Origin of the sequence: Xanthomonas sp. 4461, from assembly GCF_024806475.1 — a bacterium.
In the GTDB taxonomy this organism is placed as follows: Bacteria; Pseudomonadota; Gammaproteobacteria; order Xanthomonadales; family Xanthomonadaceae; genus Xanthomonas; species Xanthomonas arboricola_F.
Genome location: NZ_JANTYV010000001.1, coordinates 1704202 through 1719914 on the forward strand (window position 1 = coordinate 1704202; position 15713 = coordinate 1719914).

Annotated in this window: 14 protein-coding genes; 8 read left to right on the plus strand and 6 right to left on the minus strand. The window is 67.8% G+C overall.

Annotation, left to right across the window (positions count from 1 at the left end; genetic code table 11):
* The first annotated feature begins 51 nt into the window (after positions 1–51).
* Positions 52–651: a PH domain-containing protein gene (locus FHY19_RS07350; RefSeq protein WP_259156836.1), complete on the plus strand. Its 600-nt coding sequence runs from the start codon at positions 52–54 to the stop codon at positions 649–651.
* Positions 648–2150 (plus strand): PH domain-containing protein, encoded by a 1503-nt coding sequence (locus FHY19_RS07355; protein WP_259163386.1) that lies wholly within the window; start codon positions 648–650, stop codon positions 2148–2150. The genes FHY19_RS07350 and FHY19_RS07355 overlap by 4 nt, the downstream gene beginning before the upstream one ends.
* A gap of 68 nt (positions 2151–2218) precedes the next feature.
* On the opposite strand, the gene FHY19_RS07360 is transcribed toward FHY19_RS07355, so the two are convergent.
* Positions 2219–3277 carry a CDP-glycerol glycerophosphotransferase family protein gene (locus FHY19_RS07360; protein WP_259163393.1) on the minus strand — a complete coding sequence of 353 codons (1059 nt, stop codon included), beginning with the start codon at positions 3275–3277 and terminating at the stop codon, positions 2219–2221.
* On the opposite strand from FHY19_RS07360, the gene FHY19_RS07365 reads away from it, so the two are divergent.
* Complete coding sequence (locus tag FHY19_RS07365) at positions 3278–4108, plus strand: glycosyltransferase family 2 protein (RefSeq protein WP_259163395.1); 831 nt, start codon at positions 3278–3280, stop codon at positions 4106–4108.
* Between the two features lie 173 nt (positions 4109–4281).
* On the opposite strand, the gene FHY19_RS07370 is transcribed toward FHY19_RS07365, so the two are convergent.
* The 5 genes from FHY19_RS07370 to def form a co-directional block, all read right to left on the minus strand.
* Positions 4282–5562 (minus strand): O-antigen ligase, encoded by a 1281-nt coding sequence (locus FHY19_RS07370; RefSeq protein ID WP_259163396.1) that lies wholly within the window; start codon positions 5560–5562, stop codon positions 4282–4284.
* Between the two features lie 152 nt (positions 5563–5714).
* Positions 5715–7436 (minus strand): glycosyltransferase family 39 protein, encoded by a 1722-nt coding sequence (locus FHY19_RS07375; RefSeq protein WP_259163397.1) that lies wholly within the window; start codon positions 7434–7436, stop codon positions 5715–5717.
* A gap of 47 nt (positions 7437–7483) precedes the next feature.
* Positions 7484–8794, minus strand: a complete 1311-nt coding sequence (rsmB, locus tag FHY19_RS07380; RefSeq protein WP_259163407.1) for a 16S rRNA (cytosine(967)-C(5))-methyltransferase RsmB — start codon at positions 8792–8794, stop codon at positions 7484–7486.
* Positions 8794–9717: a methionyl-tRNA formyltransferase gene (gene fmt, locus FHY19_RS07385; RefSeq protein ID WP_259156843.1), complete on the minus strand. Its 924-nt coding sequence runs from the start codon at positions 9715–9717 to the stop codon at positions 8794–8796. Before fmt ends, rsmB begins: the two co-directional genes overlap by 1 nt.
* 395 nt (positions 9718–10112) lie before the next feature.
* Complete coding sequence (gene def / locus FHY19_RS07390) at positions 10113–10625, minus strand: peptide deformylase (protein ID WP_259163417.1); 513 nt, start codon at positions 10623–10625, stop codon at positions 10113–10115.
* A 131-nt stretch (positions 10626–10756) separates the two neighbouring features.
* Between def and FHY19_RS07395 the strand changes: the two genes are divergently transcribed.
* From FHY19_RS07395 to FHY19_RS07415, 5 genes are all read left to right on the plus strand, one after another.
* A complete protein-coding gene (locus FHY19_RS07395) occupies positions 10757–11893 on the plus strand; it encodes a LysM peptidoglycan-binding domain-containing protein (protein ID WP_259163426.1) in 1137 nt (378 codons plus the stop codon).
* Between the two features lie 71 nt (positions 11894–11964).
* On the plus strand, positions 11965–13101 hold the full coding sequence (gene dprA / locus FHY19_RS07400; protein ID WP_259163434.1) for a DNA-processing protein DprA: 1137 nt from the start codon (positions 11965–11967) through the stop codon (positions 13099–13101).
* A gap of 43 nt (positions 13102–13144) precedes the next feature.
* Positions 13145–13618, plus strand: coding sequence for a DUF494 family protein (locus tag FHY19_RS07405; RefSeq protein ID WP_003484452.1), 474 nt, complete (start codon positions 13145–13147; stop codon positions 13616–13618).
* A gap of 40 nt (positions 13619–13658) precedes the next feature.
* Positions 13659–14378 (plus strand): pilin, encoded by a 720-nt coding sequence (locus FHY19_RS07410; protein ID WP_259163445.1) that lies wholly within the window; start codon positions 13659–13661, stop codon positions 14376–14378.
* Positions 14379–14418: 40 nt separating this feature from the next.
* The gene (locus FHY19_RS07415; protein WP_259163455.1) at positions 14419–15636 is read left to right on the plus strand and encodes an RDD family protein; all 1218 of its coding nucleotides are present in this window, start codon (positions 14419–14421) and stop codon (positions 15634–15636) included.
* Positions 15637–15713: the final 77 nt, after the last annotated feature.

The following is a 15713-nucleotide window of genomic DNA, read 5'->3' on the forward strand; positions in this document are numbered from 1 at the left end:
GGCACCTGTCGGCCGTCCAATCCGGCTCCTCGCGACCCACGGCCATGCCGGATGCGTCCTGACCGGGTGCCCGGCTATGCTTGCGCACCGCTTCTGCAGGCCCGCCTCGTGCACGACGCTCCACCGCCGCACCCCGACATCCTGGTCCGCGCCGCGTCTGCCCAGCCACTGCCCGTGGACCACGCGCACTGGCAGCAATTGCCTCGCCGGGGCGCCTACGTGGCGGCGGTCAACGGCGCACTTGGCGGTGGCTGTGCCGGCCTGATCGCGGCCGGCGTCACTGTCACCGTGCTGCACGCCTGGCACTACTGGCCGGCGGTGCTGGGGGTGACAGTGGCGATGGCGGTGCTGTGCGCATGGCTGGCAGTCAAACGGCACCGGCTCACGCTGTGGAAACTCGACCAGCACGGCCTGGCGCTGCAACGCGGGCACCTGTGGCAGAGCGACACCCGCGTGCCGATCTCGCGTGTGCAGCACGTGGATCTGCGCCGCGGCCCGATCGAACGCGCCACGCACCTGACCACGCTGGTGGTGCACACCGCCGGTAGCCGTCTCAACGCGGTAGCGCTGTCCGGGCTGGACCAGGCCGATGCCGAGCATCTGCGCGACCGCCTGGCCCGCCAGCTCGATCACCACGACGACGCGCTGTGAGCGCCATCGAACACCCCGGCCACGACGAGCAGCGCCTGCACCCGCTGTCGTGGGTGTTCGTGCTGCTGCAGCAGATCCGCCAGTTCCTGATCCCGTTGGTCGCCCTGGCCGTGTTCGGCAGCCGCGACGGCAGCCGCGATTTCACCGACCACATCGCCACCGCTGCGGTGATCGCGGTGCTGGTGGCGATTTCGGTGCTGCGTTACTTCACCTATCGCTATCGGATCGGGCAAGACAGTGTGGCGATCCGCAGCGGCCTGCTGGAGCGCAGCCGACGCGATATTCCGTTCGCGCGTATCCACAACGTGGTGGTGCATCAATCGCTGCTGCACCGGCTGGCCGGCGTGGCGGAAGTGCGGCTGGAGTCGGCCGGCGGGCACAAGCCCGAGGCGGAAATGCGCGTGCTGCGGCTGGACCAGGCCCTGGCGCTGGAAGATCTGATACGGCGCCGCGCCCACCACGTCGATGCGGCGGTGGTGCAGGACGACGACCGCACCACCTTGCTGCGTCTTCCGCTGGGCGAAGTGATCCGGCTGGGCCTGATCTCCAACCGCGGCATGGTGGTGGTGGCTGCCAGTTTCGGCGTGATCTATCAGATGATTCCGCGCCGCGTGGCATCCAGCTTTATCGAGACCAATGGCGAGCTCGCCTACCGCTATGTCAGCCAGGTCCATCCGGGCGCGGCGGTGACCACGGTCCTGGTGGCGATCGCTGCCATGGCGGTGCTGCTGGCCATGCGTGCGCTGTCGGTGGCCCTGGCGGTGGCGCAATACCACGGCTTTCATCTCAGCGAATCGGAGCGACGCCTCACCGTGGAGCGCGGTCTGCTGACGCGGATCCGCAGCAGCGTGGCGCTGCGGCGGATCCAGTCGTGGACGGTGTACGAAAGCCGCCTGCATCGCCTGTTCGGCCGCCGCCAGCTGCGCGTGGACACCGCCGTGGCCAGCGCCGGCGACAACCGCGACAGCGCGTTGAAGGAACTGGCACCGATCGCCGAGCCGCAGCGCTGCGATGCCTTGCTGCAGCATCTGCTGCCCGGCATTGCCTGGCCGCCGGCGCAGTGGCAGGCGATCGCAACGCATTGCTGGTGGCGGCTGAGCCTGCCGACGCTGCTGATGTTGCTGCCGCTGGTTGCCGGGCTGGCGTGGCAGTTCGGCAGCCAGGCGGCGTGGTTGCTGCTGTGGCTGCCGTGGAGCGCCTTCAAGGCGCATCGCCAGGTGCAGCGCATGGGCTATGCAGTGGATGCGCGCTACGTGGCGGTGCGCGGCGGCTGGTGGAAGCGCTGGTGGCGACTGGCCGAACTGGACAAGCTGCAGGCGCTGCAGTTGCAACGCTCGCCGCTGGATCGCCTGACCGGCACCGCCACGCTGTGGCTGGACACCGCCGGTGCCAGCACCACCGGCCCGGCGCTGCGCCTGCGCTTTGTGCCCTTGGCGCAGGCGCAGGCGCTGCAGACGCAACTGGGCGCCGCACTGGCACGGCGCAAGCTGCGCTGGTGATTGGGAATCGGGATTGGGTGGATGTTGCTGTTGGCAGCGCTATCTCGTCAGCGATCGACCGGCAGCAATCAATGCTGCGCCGGGCCCCAGTATCCAAGCTCGCGGCGGATCTGAAGGCCTCGCCACAAGGCGCCCAGCGGCTTGCGTCGCAGCGTGCCGAGCTTGCCGGCAATGAACGCGTCGGTGGCGGCGATCACCCGTTCGGACGAATGCCCGTCGCGATACGGGTGGATCGCATCGGCATAGGCGGCCAGTGCGCTGCGCAACGCGGCATCCGGCGCCAGCGCGCGCGCCAGCTGCTGCGGCAACTGCGCCGGCTGCTGAAAGTCGAGCATATGCGGCTGCGGCACGCGGTTGCGGAAGGTCACCACCGGTTTGTGCTGCACCACGAACTCGGAGACGATCGATGAGGTATCGGAGACCAGCACATCGGCCGCACGCTGCGCCGCCACGACCTCTTCGGGCTCGACAAACCGCGCATTGGCACCGGCCAGCGCGCGATAGCGGTCGAACAGCTCCGGCGCGCATTTGGGATGCAGGGTGAGCAGCCAGTAGTGCGCACCGCGGCCGATATCGGCAGCGATTTCCTCGTACAACGCAGGTGCCGCGCTGAGCCGCTCGGTAAAGGTGGAACCGAACAGGATCACCGGCCGCCCGTTGGCGGGCGTACGCAGTGCGGCGCTGTGCCCGCCGTCATCGCGGAACACCGGGTCGAGCTTGGGCCAGCCGGTTTCCACCACCGCAAAATGGCCTTCGCGCGTCGCCAGCGCACGAAACGGCGCAGTGGTGGCCGGGCCTTGCGTGCAGTACAGATCGAACAAGCCGCGCACGCGAAAGTGGCCACGATTGTCCTCGCGCTTTTGCACGTTGAAGCCGTGGAAGAGCTGCACCTTGGCGCCGGAGACAAACGGCGGCACCCAGTTGGCCGCACTGAATACCGCGCGCGGACGCAGCGCCAGCGCCTCGCGCAACCCCACTTCGCGCACGTCCGGCAGCACCAGCCCGCGCGCGCCGCCCTCGTACCAGGCGGCAACGGTGTCGCCGCGGGCCTGTAATGCCTGCGCCAATGGCGCCAGAATAGGCAACGCGTAACGCTCCGTTGCGAACAGCAGGTAATCGGCCATCACATGTCCTCTTCGACCGCACCCGACGAACGGCCTCGCATCAGCGCCTGCATTATCGCGTTCAACGAGGCCGATCGCCTACGCGACTGTCTGACTTCGCTGGCGTTCTGCGATGAGATCGTGGTGGTGGACTCCGGTTCCACCGACGCCACTGCAGACATCGCCGGCGCGCACGGCGCGCGCGTGCTGCAGCGCGCCTTCGACGGCTACCGCAGCCAGAAGGCGTATTGCGTGGCGCAGGCCAGTCACGACTGGGTGCTGTGCCTGGATGCGGACGAGCGCATCAGCGACGGCCTGCGTGCAGCGATCCTCGCCGCGCGCGATGCCGGCTTTGCCGACGCGGCCGGCTACCGTTTTGCGCGGCTCTCCGAGTATTTCGGCCGCTTCCTGCGCCACGGCAATGCGTACCCGGACCGCGTGCTGCGCCTGTTCGACCGACGCCGCGGCGGCTGGCGCGGCAAGCGCGAGATCCATGAGGCGGCCAGTGTCGATGGTGCTGTGGCCACCTTGCGCGGCGACCTGATCCACTACCCCTACCGATCGCTGATGCAGCAGCTGGCCAAGACCCAGCGCTACGCGCAGATGATGGCCGAGCACGACTACGCCCGCGGCAAGCGTGCGACCTGGAGCAAGCTGGTGTTGGCGCCGGCCTGGCGCTTCTGGCGCGGCTATCTGCTGCGCGGCGGGTTTCGCGATGGCTGGCATGGGCTGATCTACGCCTATGTGCGCGCCAATTACGTGCGCCAGAAGACCATCATGCTGTGGCTGCTGCAGCGCAACCAGCCGGTGCAGGACCCGCCACGCGCCGTGGATCGACGCAGCGACCGGGCTTAGCCGGCACTACAACTGCGCCACTGTCAGGCGGGGCGACCGGTGGTGCCGATTGGCATGCCCGTACTACGCATGGGGCACTTCGCATGGGCGGCCAGTTGCTCGACCGCTTGCCAGGGATATGGGCCGCTACCAGGCAACCAGGCTCGCAATTCGCTAAGCGCCCACCCGACCGCTCATGACGGGTTGCTGACCGCCTTCGGCATCGCTGGCTGCGCCTGGCGCGCTGCCAGACCTACCAGAACACCTACCAGCGCCGAATAGAAGCTCGCCGACACCTGGTGCGCGAACATCGACTGGGTCAACCCGCACAGGGCATAACTGATCACCAGCATCACCCCGGCCGCCGCCGGCCCGCGGAACTGCACGTGCCCGCTACGCCGATGCAAGCGCACGAATACCCACAGCGGCACCCCATACACCGCAATCAGCAGCAACAGGCCCGGCACGCCCTGGGTTGCGGCCCATTCGGCCACATCGTTGTGCGCGTGGCCCAGATGACAGCGGAGCAGCGCGTTATCCGCAGCACACACCGGCAGCTCATGCATCGCATCGTCGAAACGGCCTACGCCGACGCCGGTCAAAGGATGCGCAAGCAAGGTGTCCCAGGCCACATGCAGACGCTCGATACGGGCACCGGCGGACGAATCGCTGTCGCCGACTTCGTAGCGCTGCAGATCGCTTTGCAATTCGCCCAGGCGCATTTGATCGGTCAACGCAGGCACGCTGGCGACCACGCCCACCGCCAGTACCGCACCGCCGACGAAGGTCAGCAGCCGCATGCGCGCGCTATGCCACGGCGCGCCCCAGGCCAGCACGCCCACGGTGGCCAGCAACGCCAGCCACACGCCGCGACTGCCGCTCAGCACGATGACCAGCAGCGTGGCGAGCGCCGCGCCCACCAGCCAGCGCACGCCGCCGGTTGGCCGGCAGAACGCCACCACCACCAGCAACATCATTGCGATATCGGCGAAGACAATCGCGTTGGTAAAGCCTTCCGCACGGTCGGCACCCTTCACCACCTGCAGCAATGCGATCAGCATGGCTGCAAACACACCGGTCAATGCACCTCGCCACAGCCAGACCTGGCGCGGCTGCAACGCATAGGCCCATAGCGCCGCCCAGGGCAGCACCAGAAACCGCGAGCGGTTGCCCACATCGCGCAGGCCGTGCTCGAACAAGACGATCGACAGCAGCGACATCGCAATCACCGCCACCGTCAGCCAGCCCACCGCGCGCAACGCGCCGCTGCGAGCCGCGATACCGGCACGCAGGCTACGCCAGCCGACCAGCGAGCCAAGCAACAGGCACAGGCCGAACGGCAGCAACCCGCTGGGCATGCTCACCACCAGCGCGGTCAGCGTAAACACGCCCAGCTCGGCAATGCCCACGCCCGCGCGCGATGCGACGGGTACGGATTGCGGAAGCGATGCGGGCTGGGTGCGCAATGAATTCATCGAAAGATCGGTGGCGAAAGGAGACAGGACAGGCACGGCGCGTCGGCGACGCGGGCCAAGCTAACGATGTCCCGCATGAATGCCTGCTAGACAACAGCCGGCCACTGCTTTGGGGTGATGCGGGCAGGACCTGGAATGCGCGCGTGAAGGACTCATTCGACGTCCAGGTTGCCCTGCTCCTTTTCCTCGACCGCCTTCTCCGTGGAACTGGCCACGCAGTCGCCCTGAACGGCATCGGCCGGCACCAGCCACCAGCGCCGCCGGTTGGCCACACCGACCAGCTGGCTGCGGCTGCGGTCCACGCAGCCCAGCAGCGCCGTCTCCTGAGCAAGCAGCCAACGCTGGCCCGGTTGCGCTGACTGCCAGGCCACGCCACGTCGCAACTGTTCTTCCCATGGCACCTTGAAGCCAAAGGTCTGCGCCGGGCGGTCGGCCATCAGCAGGTTCTGCTCCTTCCAGGCCACCAGGCCGAGCTGGGCCTCCGGGCCGATACGGCGCCCGGCCTCGCGCATCACCGCGCCGGCCGAACTGGACTCGTTGAAGATCGGGTAGCAGACCAGCCCGAACGCCACCCACCACGCGCCCAGCAGCGACACCACCGCCAGCGCGGAGCGGCGCACGCGCAACAGCAGCAGGCTGGCCACGCCCCAGGTGCCTACCGCCAGCAGCAGCCAGCCCAGCGGGTCGGTGGCTTCGCTGCCGACGCCGCGGCTGTCCATGATCTTTTGCTCGAATCCTGGGTGGCCGATCAGCATCGCCGCCCCGCCTGCGGCAAATGCAACAGTCAACAGCAGCGCAAAACCGAACAGCACCCGCTGCAGCCCGGCCCGACGCAGCAGGCCCGCAGCCAGCGGCGCCAGCGCCAGGCAGAACATCGGCAGCGCCGGCAGGATGTAGACATCGCGCTTGCCGCTGGGGATGGTGAAGAACACCAGTACCAGCAGCCACCACGCCAACGGCAGCAGGTAGCGCGCATCGCGCCGGCGCAACCGCCTCCGCCACGCCGGAATCGCCCACGGCAACAGCAGGATGGTGGGCATCCACATCGTGGCCATGCTTTGCAGGTGGTACCAGACCGGCTGCGCGTGGTCCCAGGAACTGGCGTAGCGCTTGGCGGTCTGGCGCAGCAGGATGTCGTTGAGATACACGCGGTATTCGGGCTGGCCGGCGGTGAGCGCGGTGATCATCATCGGCACGAACCACAACGCGATCGCGACGAAGAAGAACAGCGGCCCGAGCCAGAAGCGGCGGTCGCGCACATGCATGCGCACGCCCGGCCAGCCGCGTGCGGCGGCAATGCCGGCCGGGATCAGCATCAACAGCGCGATGATGCCCACGCCCTTGGTGATCACGCCCAGCCCGGCGGCAAACCATCCCAACGTCCACCAGCGCCAGGCCGGGCCCGTCAACAGATGCCGCAGCAGCCCGTAATTGGCCAGGGTGATCCAGAACACCACCAGCGGATCGATCTGCGCCTTCTTGGCTTGGAAGGTGAAGTGCAGGGTGAACAGCAGCATCCACGCGGCATACGCCCCCACCCGCGGGGTCCACAGCCGCCGGCCCAGGTCATAGACGCAGGCCAGCGTGCCCAGCGCCGCCAGCAGCGACGGCAGCAGGAACGCGACACGCCAGTTGCCCAGCAGCGTATAGAACAGCGCCTGCAGCCACATCAGCATCGGCGGCTTGTCCGAATACAGCTCGTTGCCGCGATGCGGGAACAACCAGTCCCCGCTCAGCACCATCTGCTTGGCGACCAGCGCAAAGCGCGGCTCGTCCGAGGGCCAGGGGTCGCGCAGGCCCAGCCCGGCGCCGATCACCAGCACCGCAGTGATGGCCAGCAACCAAACATCCTTCGAGGCACGGGTCTTGAGCATGGCGGGTGGCAATGGGACGCGAGAGGGGCGCGCTGGACGCGGCGCGGTCAGGAGGCTTTTAGCAAAAGCGCGTAGAAGAAACCGTCGCAGTGCTGCTCGCCGGGAAAACGCTGCCGTCCCGGGCCCGCCGCATGGCCGAAGTGCGCACCCAGGGGCTGCGCCTGCGCACCGGGCGTGCGCTGCAGGAAGGCCTGGACCTGCGCCTGGTTCTCGCGCGCCAGCAGCGAGCAGGTGGTGTAGAGCAGCTGGCCGCCCGGACGCAACGTGCGCCAGCTCGCATCCAGCAGCCGCGCCTGCAGCGCGCACAAGGCATCGATATCGTCGGCGCGGCGATGCAACAGCACATCCGGCTGACGCCGCACCACGCCGGTCGCCGAACATGGCGCATCCAGCAGCACTGCATCGAACGGCTGGTCGTCCCACCATGCCGCGGTGTCGGCGGCATCGGCCGCATGCAACGCGACCTGCGCCTCCGGCACGGTGCGCTGCAAGGTCTGCTGCACGCGCTCCAGGCGGCGTGCATCCACATCCAGCGCGGTGAGCTGCAAGCGGCGATGGCGCTCGAGCAGATGCGCCGCCTTGCCGCCGGGTGCAGCGCAGGCATCGAGCACGCGTGCCGAGGGCGCCAGCGTCAGCGCATCGGCGACCTGCTGCGCGGAGCCATCCTGCACCGAGACATCGCCGTCGGCAAAGCCGGGCAACTGGCTGACCGGCACCGCCCCCTGCAACCGAACGGCGTCGGGCAGCACCGGGTCGGTCTGTGCACCAATGCCCGCCTCTGCCAGCCGCGCCACGTAGGCGGCGGGATCGGTACGCCCGCGATGCACGCGCAGCCACATCGGGGCCATCTGCGCGCTTGCGACGAAGATCGCTTCGGCCTGCGCGCCCCAATCGGCACGCAGCTGCTTGCGCAACCACGACGGCCAACCCGCATCGTCGGACACCGCCGGAAAGCCCTCGCGCTGCGCACGCCGCAGGATCGCGTTGACCATGCCGGCCTGGCGCGGCCGGCCCAGCGCACGGCATGCCTCCACGGTGGCCGACAACGCCGCATGCGCGGGCAGTTGCAGCACGTCGAGCTGGGCGAAGCCGGCCATCAGCAGCGCTTTCAGTTCGGCATCGCGCGGCGGCAACGGGCGTTCCAGCCATTGCCGCAATGCCACCTCATAGGCCGGACGGCGGCGCAGCACCGCAAAGCAGATCGCCTCCACCAGCGCGCGGTCGCGTGGATCGGCAACGCCGGGCAGCGCCGCGGCCAGCTCGGCCTTCAACGAACGCCCCTGGTCGAACACCGCCGTGAGTACGTTTGCTGCCGTTAGCCGCGAGGCGACGCCGGCCGCCGTCGTGTCGGCGGCCATCAGCGCAACGCCGGCAGGTCGCGGCGCGCGTTGAGGTAATCGGCGGCGGTGATCGCCTTGCCGCCCTCACGCTGCAACACGCGCACGCGCAGCGCGCCCTGCCCGCAGGCGATGTCGATGCCCTGCTTGCTGGCGGCCAGCAAGGTACCCGGGGGCTGTTGATGGGCGAGGTCGAGCGCAACGGCGCCATGCAGACGCACCCGCTCGCCGGCCAGCGTGGCTTCGGCCACCGGCCACGGATTGAACGCACGCACGCGACGCGCCAGCTCCTGCGCCGGCTGCGCCCAGTCCAGCCGCGCCTGTGCCTTGTCCAGCTTGTGCGCATAGGTCACGCCCTCCGCCGGCTGCGGTTGCGCCACCGGACGGATGCCGGCGCGCAGCAGCCCCAGGCCATCGGACAGCACCTGCGCGCCCAGCGCGGCCAGGCGGTCATGCAGTTGGCCGCCGGTTTCCTGCTCGCCGATCTCGATGCGCTGGGACAGCAGCACCGGGCCGGTGTCCAGCCCGGCTTCCATCTGCATCAGGCACACGCCGGTCTCGGCATCGCCGGCCTCGATCGCGCGCTGGATCGGGGCGGCGCCACGCCAGCGCGGCAGCAACGAGGCATGCACGTTCCAGCAGCCGTGGGTCGGCGCGGCCAGCACCGCCTTGGGCAGGATCAACCCGTAAGCCACCACCACCATCAGATCGGCATTGAGCCCGCGCAGCGTGGCCAGCGCCTCGGGCGAGCGCAGCGTCTGCGGCTGGTACACGGGAATGCCGCGCGCGATCGCCTCCAGCTTCACCGGCGAGGGCGTCAGCCCGCGACCGCGGCCGGCTGGCCGGTCTGGCTGGGTGTAGACCGCCACCACTTCATGCCGCTGCGCAGCAGCGCGCAACGAGGCGACAGCGAAGTCGGGCGTACCGGCGAAGACAATTCTCATAGGGCTGGGATTTGGGAGTAGGGATTGGGGATTCGCAACGGCGGATGTGCTGGCCGGGACGGTAGCGGCGTGGAACCGATAGATGGGGTGGACAGTTGCGCGGGCAGGTTTGGCCACTGGCGTCGAAAGCGGCATTGCCCGGCATCGATAGGCGCGGTGAGACGCGGGGGTTGCAAACAGCACTTCGATAACCGCGACGGGCAGCGGCTTATCCAGTCCAAAATCCCGGGTCTCAAGACTCTGCGCACGCGGACTGGGGCGATGGCGATTGGACGACTCGCGCCAAGAAACAGATCACACCAGGATCCGCGCCCGGAGATTTGAAACGGCAGACTCAAAGACCAGCAAGAACCCGCTTTCGCCAATCCCGAATCACAAATCCCCAATCCCCGCCCTCAAGCCACATGCTTGCGCATCTTGGCCAGCTTCTTGCGCACCATTTCGCGCTTGAGCGGGGACAGGTAATCCACGAACAGCTTGCCGTCCAGGTGGTCCATCTCGTGCTGGATGCACACCGCCAGCAGGCCCTCGGTACTCAGTTCCTGCGGCTTGCCCTGGCGGTCCAGGTAGCGCACGGTGATCGCATCGGCGCGGCTGACATCGGCAAAGATGCCAGGCACCGACAGGCAGCCTTCCTGATACACCTGCTCGCCCTGCCTGGTGACGATTTCCGGGTTGATGAACACCTGCGGGGCGTTTTTTTCCTCGCTGACGTCGATCACCATGAAGCGCTTGTGCACGTCCACCTGACTGGCGGCCAGGCCGATGCCGGGCGCCTCGTACATGGTCTGGAACATGTCGTCGAGCAGCGTCTGGAACGCCGGGCTGGTGACGTCGGCCGCATCGACCGGCACGGCCTTGGTGCGCAGCCGCGGATCGGGAAATTCGAGAATAGGGAGCAAAGCCATGGGGTTACCCGACTGGGAACACCGGCGCGGCGCCGGCAAGACGGTGTCATTCTAGCGCAATGCTTGCGTGGCGCCCCGGTTTTTGGACTATAGTGCGCAGACCTGTTGGGGAATCAGGCAAGAAGGCACTCATGTTGAACCGACTTCGTACGGTCGTCGCTGCGGCGATGCTGACCGTCGCGACCTACGCTGCCGCGCAAGCGGTGGGCGAGCATCCAGATACCTATGTGGTCCGCAAGGGGGACACCCTTTGGGACATTGCTGGGCGTTTCCTGCAAAAACCATGGCTGTGGCCGGAAATCTGGCAGGCCAATCCACAGATCCAGAATCCGCACCTGATCTATCCGGGTGACGTGATCAGCCTGGCCTACCTGGACCGCGTCGGTAAAGGCACGATCCAGCCCGGCCCGCGCCAGGAAGCGCCGATCAATGCGATTCCGCTGGCCGATGTCGAGCCGTTCCTGAAGAACCTGCGCGTGGTGGAAGACTTCGATCAACTGCCCTATGTGGTCGGCCTGGAAGGCAATCGCCTGCGCGCATCTGCCGAGCAGATCGCGTATGTGGTCGGCCTGGACGATGCACAGCCAGGCCAGCGCTTTGCGGTGGTACGCCCGACCGTGAAGTTCAGCCTGCCCAAGCACAACGAAGACCTGGATGCCGCCGGCGACACGCTGCCAGGGTCGGGTTCGCTGTGGAAGTTCTACGCGGCACCGAGCACGCGCCGTGAATTCCTCGGCTACGAGCTGACCCAGGTCAACATCGGCACCATCACCCGCAGCGCGGCAGGCGGCAACTCCAAGGCGGCCACCCTGCTGCTGCAGGACAGCGGCCGCGAAGTGCGCGCCGGCGACCGGATCGTGGCCGTGGAAGCGCAGCCTTATGATCTGCAGTTCATCCCGCATCCGCCGTCCGAACAGGCGTTGCAGACCGAGCTGCGGGTGCTGGCCATTTCCGACGCCTTCACCGTTGGCGGCACTCGCGATGTGATCGCCATTTCCGGTGGCGCGCGCGAGGGCATCAACAACGGCACGGTGTTCTCGATCTGGCGCAAGGGCCGCACCGTCAGCGACCGCGTCAAGCATTCGCGCTTCTCGCGCGCCGATGACGATTTCAGCGGCCCGTCCGGCTCCACTGTCGGCCTGCCTGACGAATATGCCTCACACGCGATGGTGTTCCGCACCTTCGACAAGGTCAGCTATGCGCTGGTGATGGAAAGCGTCAAGCCGACCGGCCTGGGCTACTTCGTCAAGCATCCTGACGCGCAGTAATCGGAAACTCCGATGGTCCAACGCGACGGCGCCTGAGGGCGCCGTCGTCGTTTGCGGCCCAGGCTGTGCGCATGGCCCCCACTTCTCCCGATCTGCGCGCATTGCTCATATTGCTGCTGGCGGGCGGCCGCAGTCCGCCGCGTCGCGCACTGATGAGCGCCTGTGCCACCGCGTCCGACATCCTGACTGCCGGGCCCGGCGCCTGGCGCGCAGCCGGCTGCGACGAGCTGCAATCGGAACGGCTGCAGTCGCCTGACCCGCAAACGCTAGATGCCGCGCTGCGCTGGTGCGAACAGCCCAACCACCATCTGATCGGCTGGCAAGACCCGGACTATCCGGCGCTGCTGCGCCACATCGTCAACCCGCCGCTGGCGCTGTTCGTGGACGGCGACCCCAATGCGCTGTGGCATCCCGGCGTGGCGGTGGTCGGCAGCCGCTCCGCCACCGCCGGCGGACGCGATCACACCCGCGCCTTCGCATCGAGCCTGGCAGCTGCAGGGCTGGGCATCGTCAGCGGCATGGCTGCCGGCGTGGACGCGATCGCGCATGAGGCCGCACTTGCCCAGTCTGACGGCATCACGGTGGCGGTGGTGGGCACCGGGGCCGACGTGGCCTACCCCGCGCATCACCGGGCATTACGCGATCGCATCGCCGCACGCGGCGCGGTAATCAGCGAATATCTGCCCGGCACCGGGCCGGTCGCTGCGCATTTCCCGGCCCGCAACCGGATCATTGCCGGGCTGGCGCTGGGTACCCTGGTGGTCGAGGCAGCGATGCGTTCGGGCGCGCTGATCACCGCGCGCCTGGCGGCCGAGGCCGGGCGCGAGGTATTCGCCCTGCCCGGCTCGCTGCACAACCCGCTCGCGCGCGGCTGCCACCACCTGATCCGCCAGGGCGCGACGCTGGCGCAGGAGCCGGCCCAGGTCACCGAAGGACTGCAACTGCTGTCGGGCGAATTGGCCACTGCCTTGCGCGAACGCCTGGCCGCCCCCACTCAAGTGCCCAGGACGACGCGCACCACCACTTCCACGCGCCCGGACCCCGACTACCAGCGCTTGTGGCAGGCGTTGGGCCACGACCCAACCCCTATGGATTCCCTGGTCGAACGCACTGGATTGACGGCCGCCGCGCTGTCCTCCATGCTGCTCATCATGGAACTGGAGGGAGACGTGGTCACCGAGCACGGTCGCTATACCCGCAATCCCTAGTTTCTTCACCTCCACAGCGTCGCGCGACGCAGGCCGAGGGGCAATGAAAGAGAGCATTCTCGATGTACTGCTGTACCTGTTTGAACATTATTTCAGCGAAGACGCGGACCTGGTCCGTGACCGTGACTCGCTTCAGAATGGCCTGATCCAGGCCGGCTTCAGTCCCGCAGAAATCAGCAAGGCGTTCGACTGGCTGGATGCGCTCTCCGAGCAGCGTCCCAGTGTCGCGCGCCCGCATGTCGATGGCCCCGTGCGCATCTATCATGGCCCGGAGCTGGACAAGCTCGATGTCGATTGCCGTGGATTTCTGCTGTTCCTCGAGCAACACCGCATTCTCGATGCCGACCAGCGCGAGTTGGTACTGGACCGCGCCATGGCGTTGGACCAGGACGAGCTGGATCTGGACGACCTCAAATGGGTGGTGCTGATGGTGTTGTTCAACCAGCCGGGCGCAGAAGCGGCCTATGCCTGGATGGAAACCCAGATGTTCCTGGACGAGCCTGAACCCGTACACTGAGGGCTGAAGCCGCCACGGACGTGCGTGCGAGGGGACGGGGATGAGCAGTTGGCATTACGCCGAGGGCAACCGCCAGCGGCGTGGCCCGGTGACCGATGCGGTCCTGCTGGGCCTGTATCGCGATCGGCAGATCGCCCTGGACACGCTGGTCTGGCGCGAAGGCCTGGACCAGTGGCTGCCGTTGTCGGCCTGCGCCGATACGCTCGGCCCGCCAGTTTCCACCGATCTGCACGCGGCGGCGGCCCCGCCGCCATTGCCGGTGGCAGCAGGAACCCCACTCGCCACACCACCTGCACCGCACCTGCACCAGCCGGCCAAGGGGCCGGCGTGGCCGCTGCTGTTGGTGCTGGGCGCGGTGGCCGGCCTGTTCGTCGTCGTAGCGATGATCGGCATCCTCGCGGCGATCGCACTACCGGCCTACAAGGATTATCAGAACCGCGCCAAGGTGGCCGAGGCGGTTGCCGCATTGGCGCCGCTGAAGCCGCAGATCGCCGAGTTTCTCGCGAGCGAAGGCCGCTGCCCGGAGAACGGCGATACCGGCTTCCAGACGCCTGAGCACTACGCAACCGGCATCCTGGCCAGCGTGCAGATCGGTCGTTTCGATACAAGCGCCTGTGGCGTCGAGGCGCTGCTGCATGCGCCGGGCTCGCCCAGGATCGATGGCAAGGCACTGTGGCTGGATCTGGATGCGGATGCCGGCACCTGGCAGTGCAGTTCCGAGATCGACGACAACCAACTTCCGCAAAATTGCCGCGGCTGACCGGTCGCCGCACGCACAACGCATTACCCAAGGGGACATCATGACGCAGTGGTATTACGCCGACGCACAGCGGCAACGCCAGGGCCCGGTCGACACGGAAACCCTGGCCGCACGCCTGTCGCAGGGCATCATCGACCGCACCAGCCTGGTCTGGCGCGAAGGCCTGCCGCAGTGGGTCACCCTGAGCGAGGTCGCGTCCGAACTGGGTGCCGACGCGACAGGCCCTGCCACCACGGAGCCGCCCGTGTATTCGCCGGTGGCCGCACCCGCCGACTCTGCGCAATGGGCCGCTACTGCTGCCAATCCGTCGCCCCAGGCAGCGACGCCGGCAACCGACACGCCGTTTGGGACAACCGTGATGCCGGCCTCAGCTGAACTGGCTGACCCCGCGCTGCGGGACCACCACACAACGGCCGACTATGACCCGGATTCCTCCGGCGCGCCGGCTGCACCCACGGAAACCACGTCCTGGTCCGGTTCGCCAACCGACGCCGCGGACGTTTCCGCGCAGCCCGCCCCGACAACGCCGGCTCCGGCGCCGACCGAGACGGTGCCGCCAGCTGCTGCAGCGCCGTTGCCGAGCGCCTGGGAGACCCCGGTAGCCGCATCGCCGGCTGCTGCCATCGTCCATGACGCGCCGGTGGTGTACGCAGGGCTATGGCGGCGTGTGGCGGCCAGCATCCTGGACAGCCTGGTGACCACCTTCGCGGTCTACCTGATCGTCATCCCGCTGGTGTTTGTGGTGGCGTTCGGCAGCAGCCTGAGCGATTCGGCCTCGACGCTGGACGACGGCAGCGCGCTGGGCATCGCCATCGTGGTGATGTCCTACGGCATCGGTCTGGCCATCCCCACGCTGTATTTCGCCTGGATGCAGTCCAGCCGGCTTCAGGCCAGCCTGGGCAAGCTCGCCTGCGGCATCAAGGTGGTGCGAGCGGACAGCAACGGGGCGCGGGTCGGGTTCTGGCGCAATGTGCTGCGCTATCTGGCCTATATGCTGATCAGCGTACTCACGCTGGGCATCGGCGCAGTGGTGGCGGCGTTCATGGCCGGCATGTCGCAACGCAAGCAGACGCCGCACGACAAGATCTGCGACACCCTGGTCGTGGACCGCTGGGCCTTCACCGACCGTCCGGAGCTGCAGTCGCGCGGCCTGGACACGGTGTCGATCGTGGTGCTGGCCATCTACGGGGTGATGCTGGTGCTGTCGATTGTGGTCGTGGTGATCATGCTGGCGACGATCGGGATGAGCCAGAGCTAGCAGTTCGCGGCGCCGGCCGCTTGACACGGCGGCGTCCGCCGTGATCTTTCTAATAAGACAACTGAACGCCCGGGAGC

Coding starts and splice junctions, on each gene's coding strand:
- FHY19_RS07350 (WP_259156836.1), top strand. CDS start 52: ATGCGTCCTGACCGGGTGCCCGGCTATGCTTGCGCACCGCTTCTGCAG.
- FHY19_RS07365 (WP_259163395.1), top strand. CDS start 3,278: ATGTCCTCTTCGACCGCACCCGACGAACGGCCTCGCATCAGCGCCTGC.
- FHY19_RS07370 (WP_259163396.1), bottom strand. CDS start 5,562: ATGAATTCATTGCGCACCCAGCCCGCATCGCTTCCGCAATCCGTACCC.
- FHY19_RS07375 (WP_259163397.1), bottom strand. CDS start 7,436: ATGCTCAAGACCCGTGCCTCGAAGGATGTTTGGTTGCTGGCCATCACT.
- rsmB (WP_259163407.1), bottom strand. CDS start 8,794: ATGGCCGCCGACACGACGGCGGCCGGCGTCGCCTCGCGGCTAACGGCA.
- fmt (WP_259156843.1), bottom strand. CDS start 9,717: ATGAGAATTGTCTTCGCCGGTACGCCCGACTTCGCTGTCGCCTCGTTG.
- def (WP_259163417.1), bottom strand. CDS start 10,625: ATGGCTTTGCTCCCTATTCTCGAATTTCCCGATCCGCGGCTGCGCACC.
- FHY19_RS07395 (WP_259163426.1), top strand. CDS start 10,757: ATGTTGAACCGACTTCGTACGGTCGTCGCTGCGGCGATGCTGACCGTC.
- dprA (WP_259163434.1), top strand. CDS start 11,965: ATGGCCCCCACTTCTCCCGATCTGCGCGCATTGCTCATATTGCTGCTG.
- FHY19_RS07405 (WP_003484452.1), top strand. CDS start 13,145: ATGAAAGAGAGCATTCTCGATGTACTGCTGTACCTGTTTGAACATTAT.
- FHY19_RS07410 (WP_259163445.1), top strand. CDS start 13,659: ATGAGCAGTTGGCATTACGCCGAGGGCAACCGCCAGCGGCGTGGCCCG.
- FHY19_RS07415 (WP_259163455.1), top strand. CDS start 14,419: ATGACGCAGTGGTATTACGCCGACGCACAGCGGCAACGCCAGGGCCCG.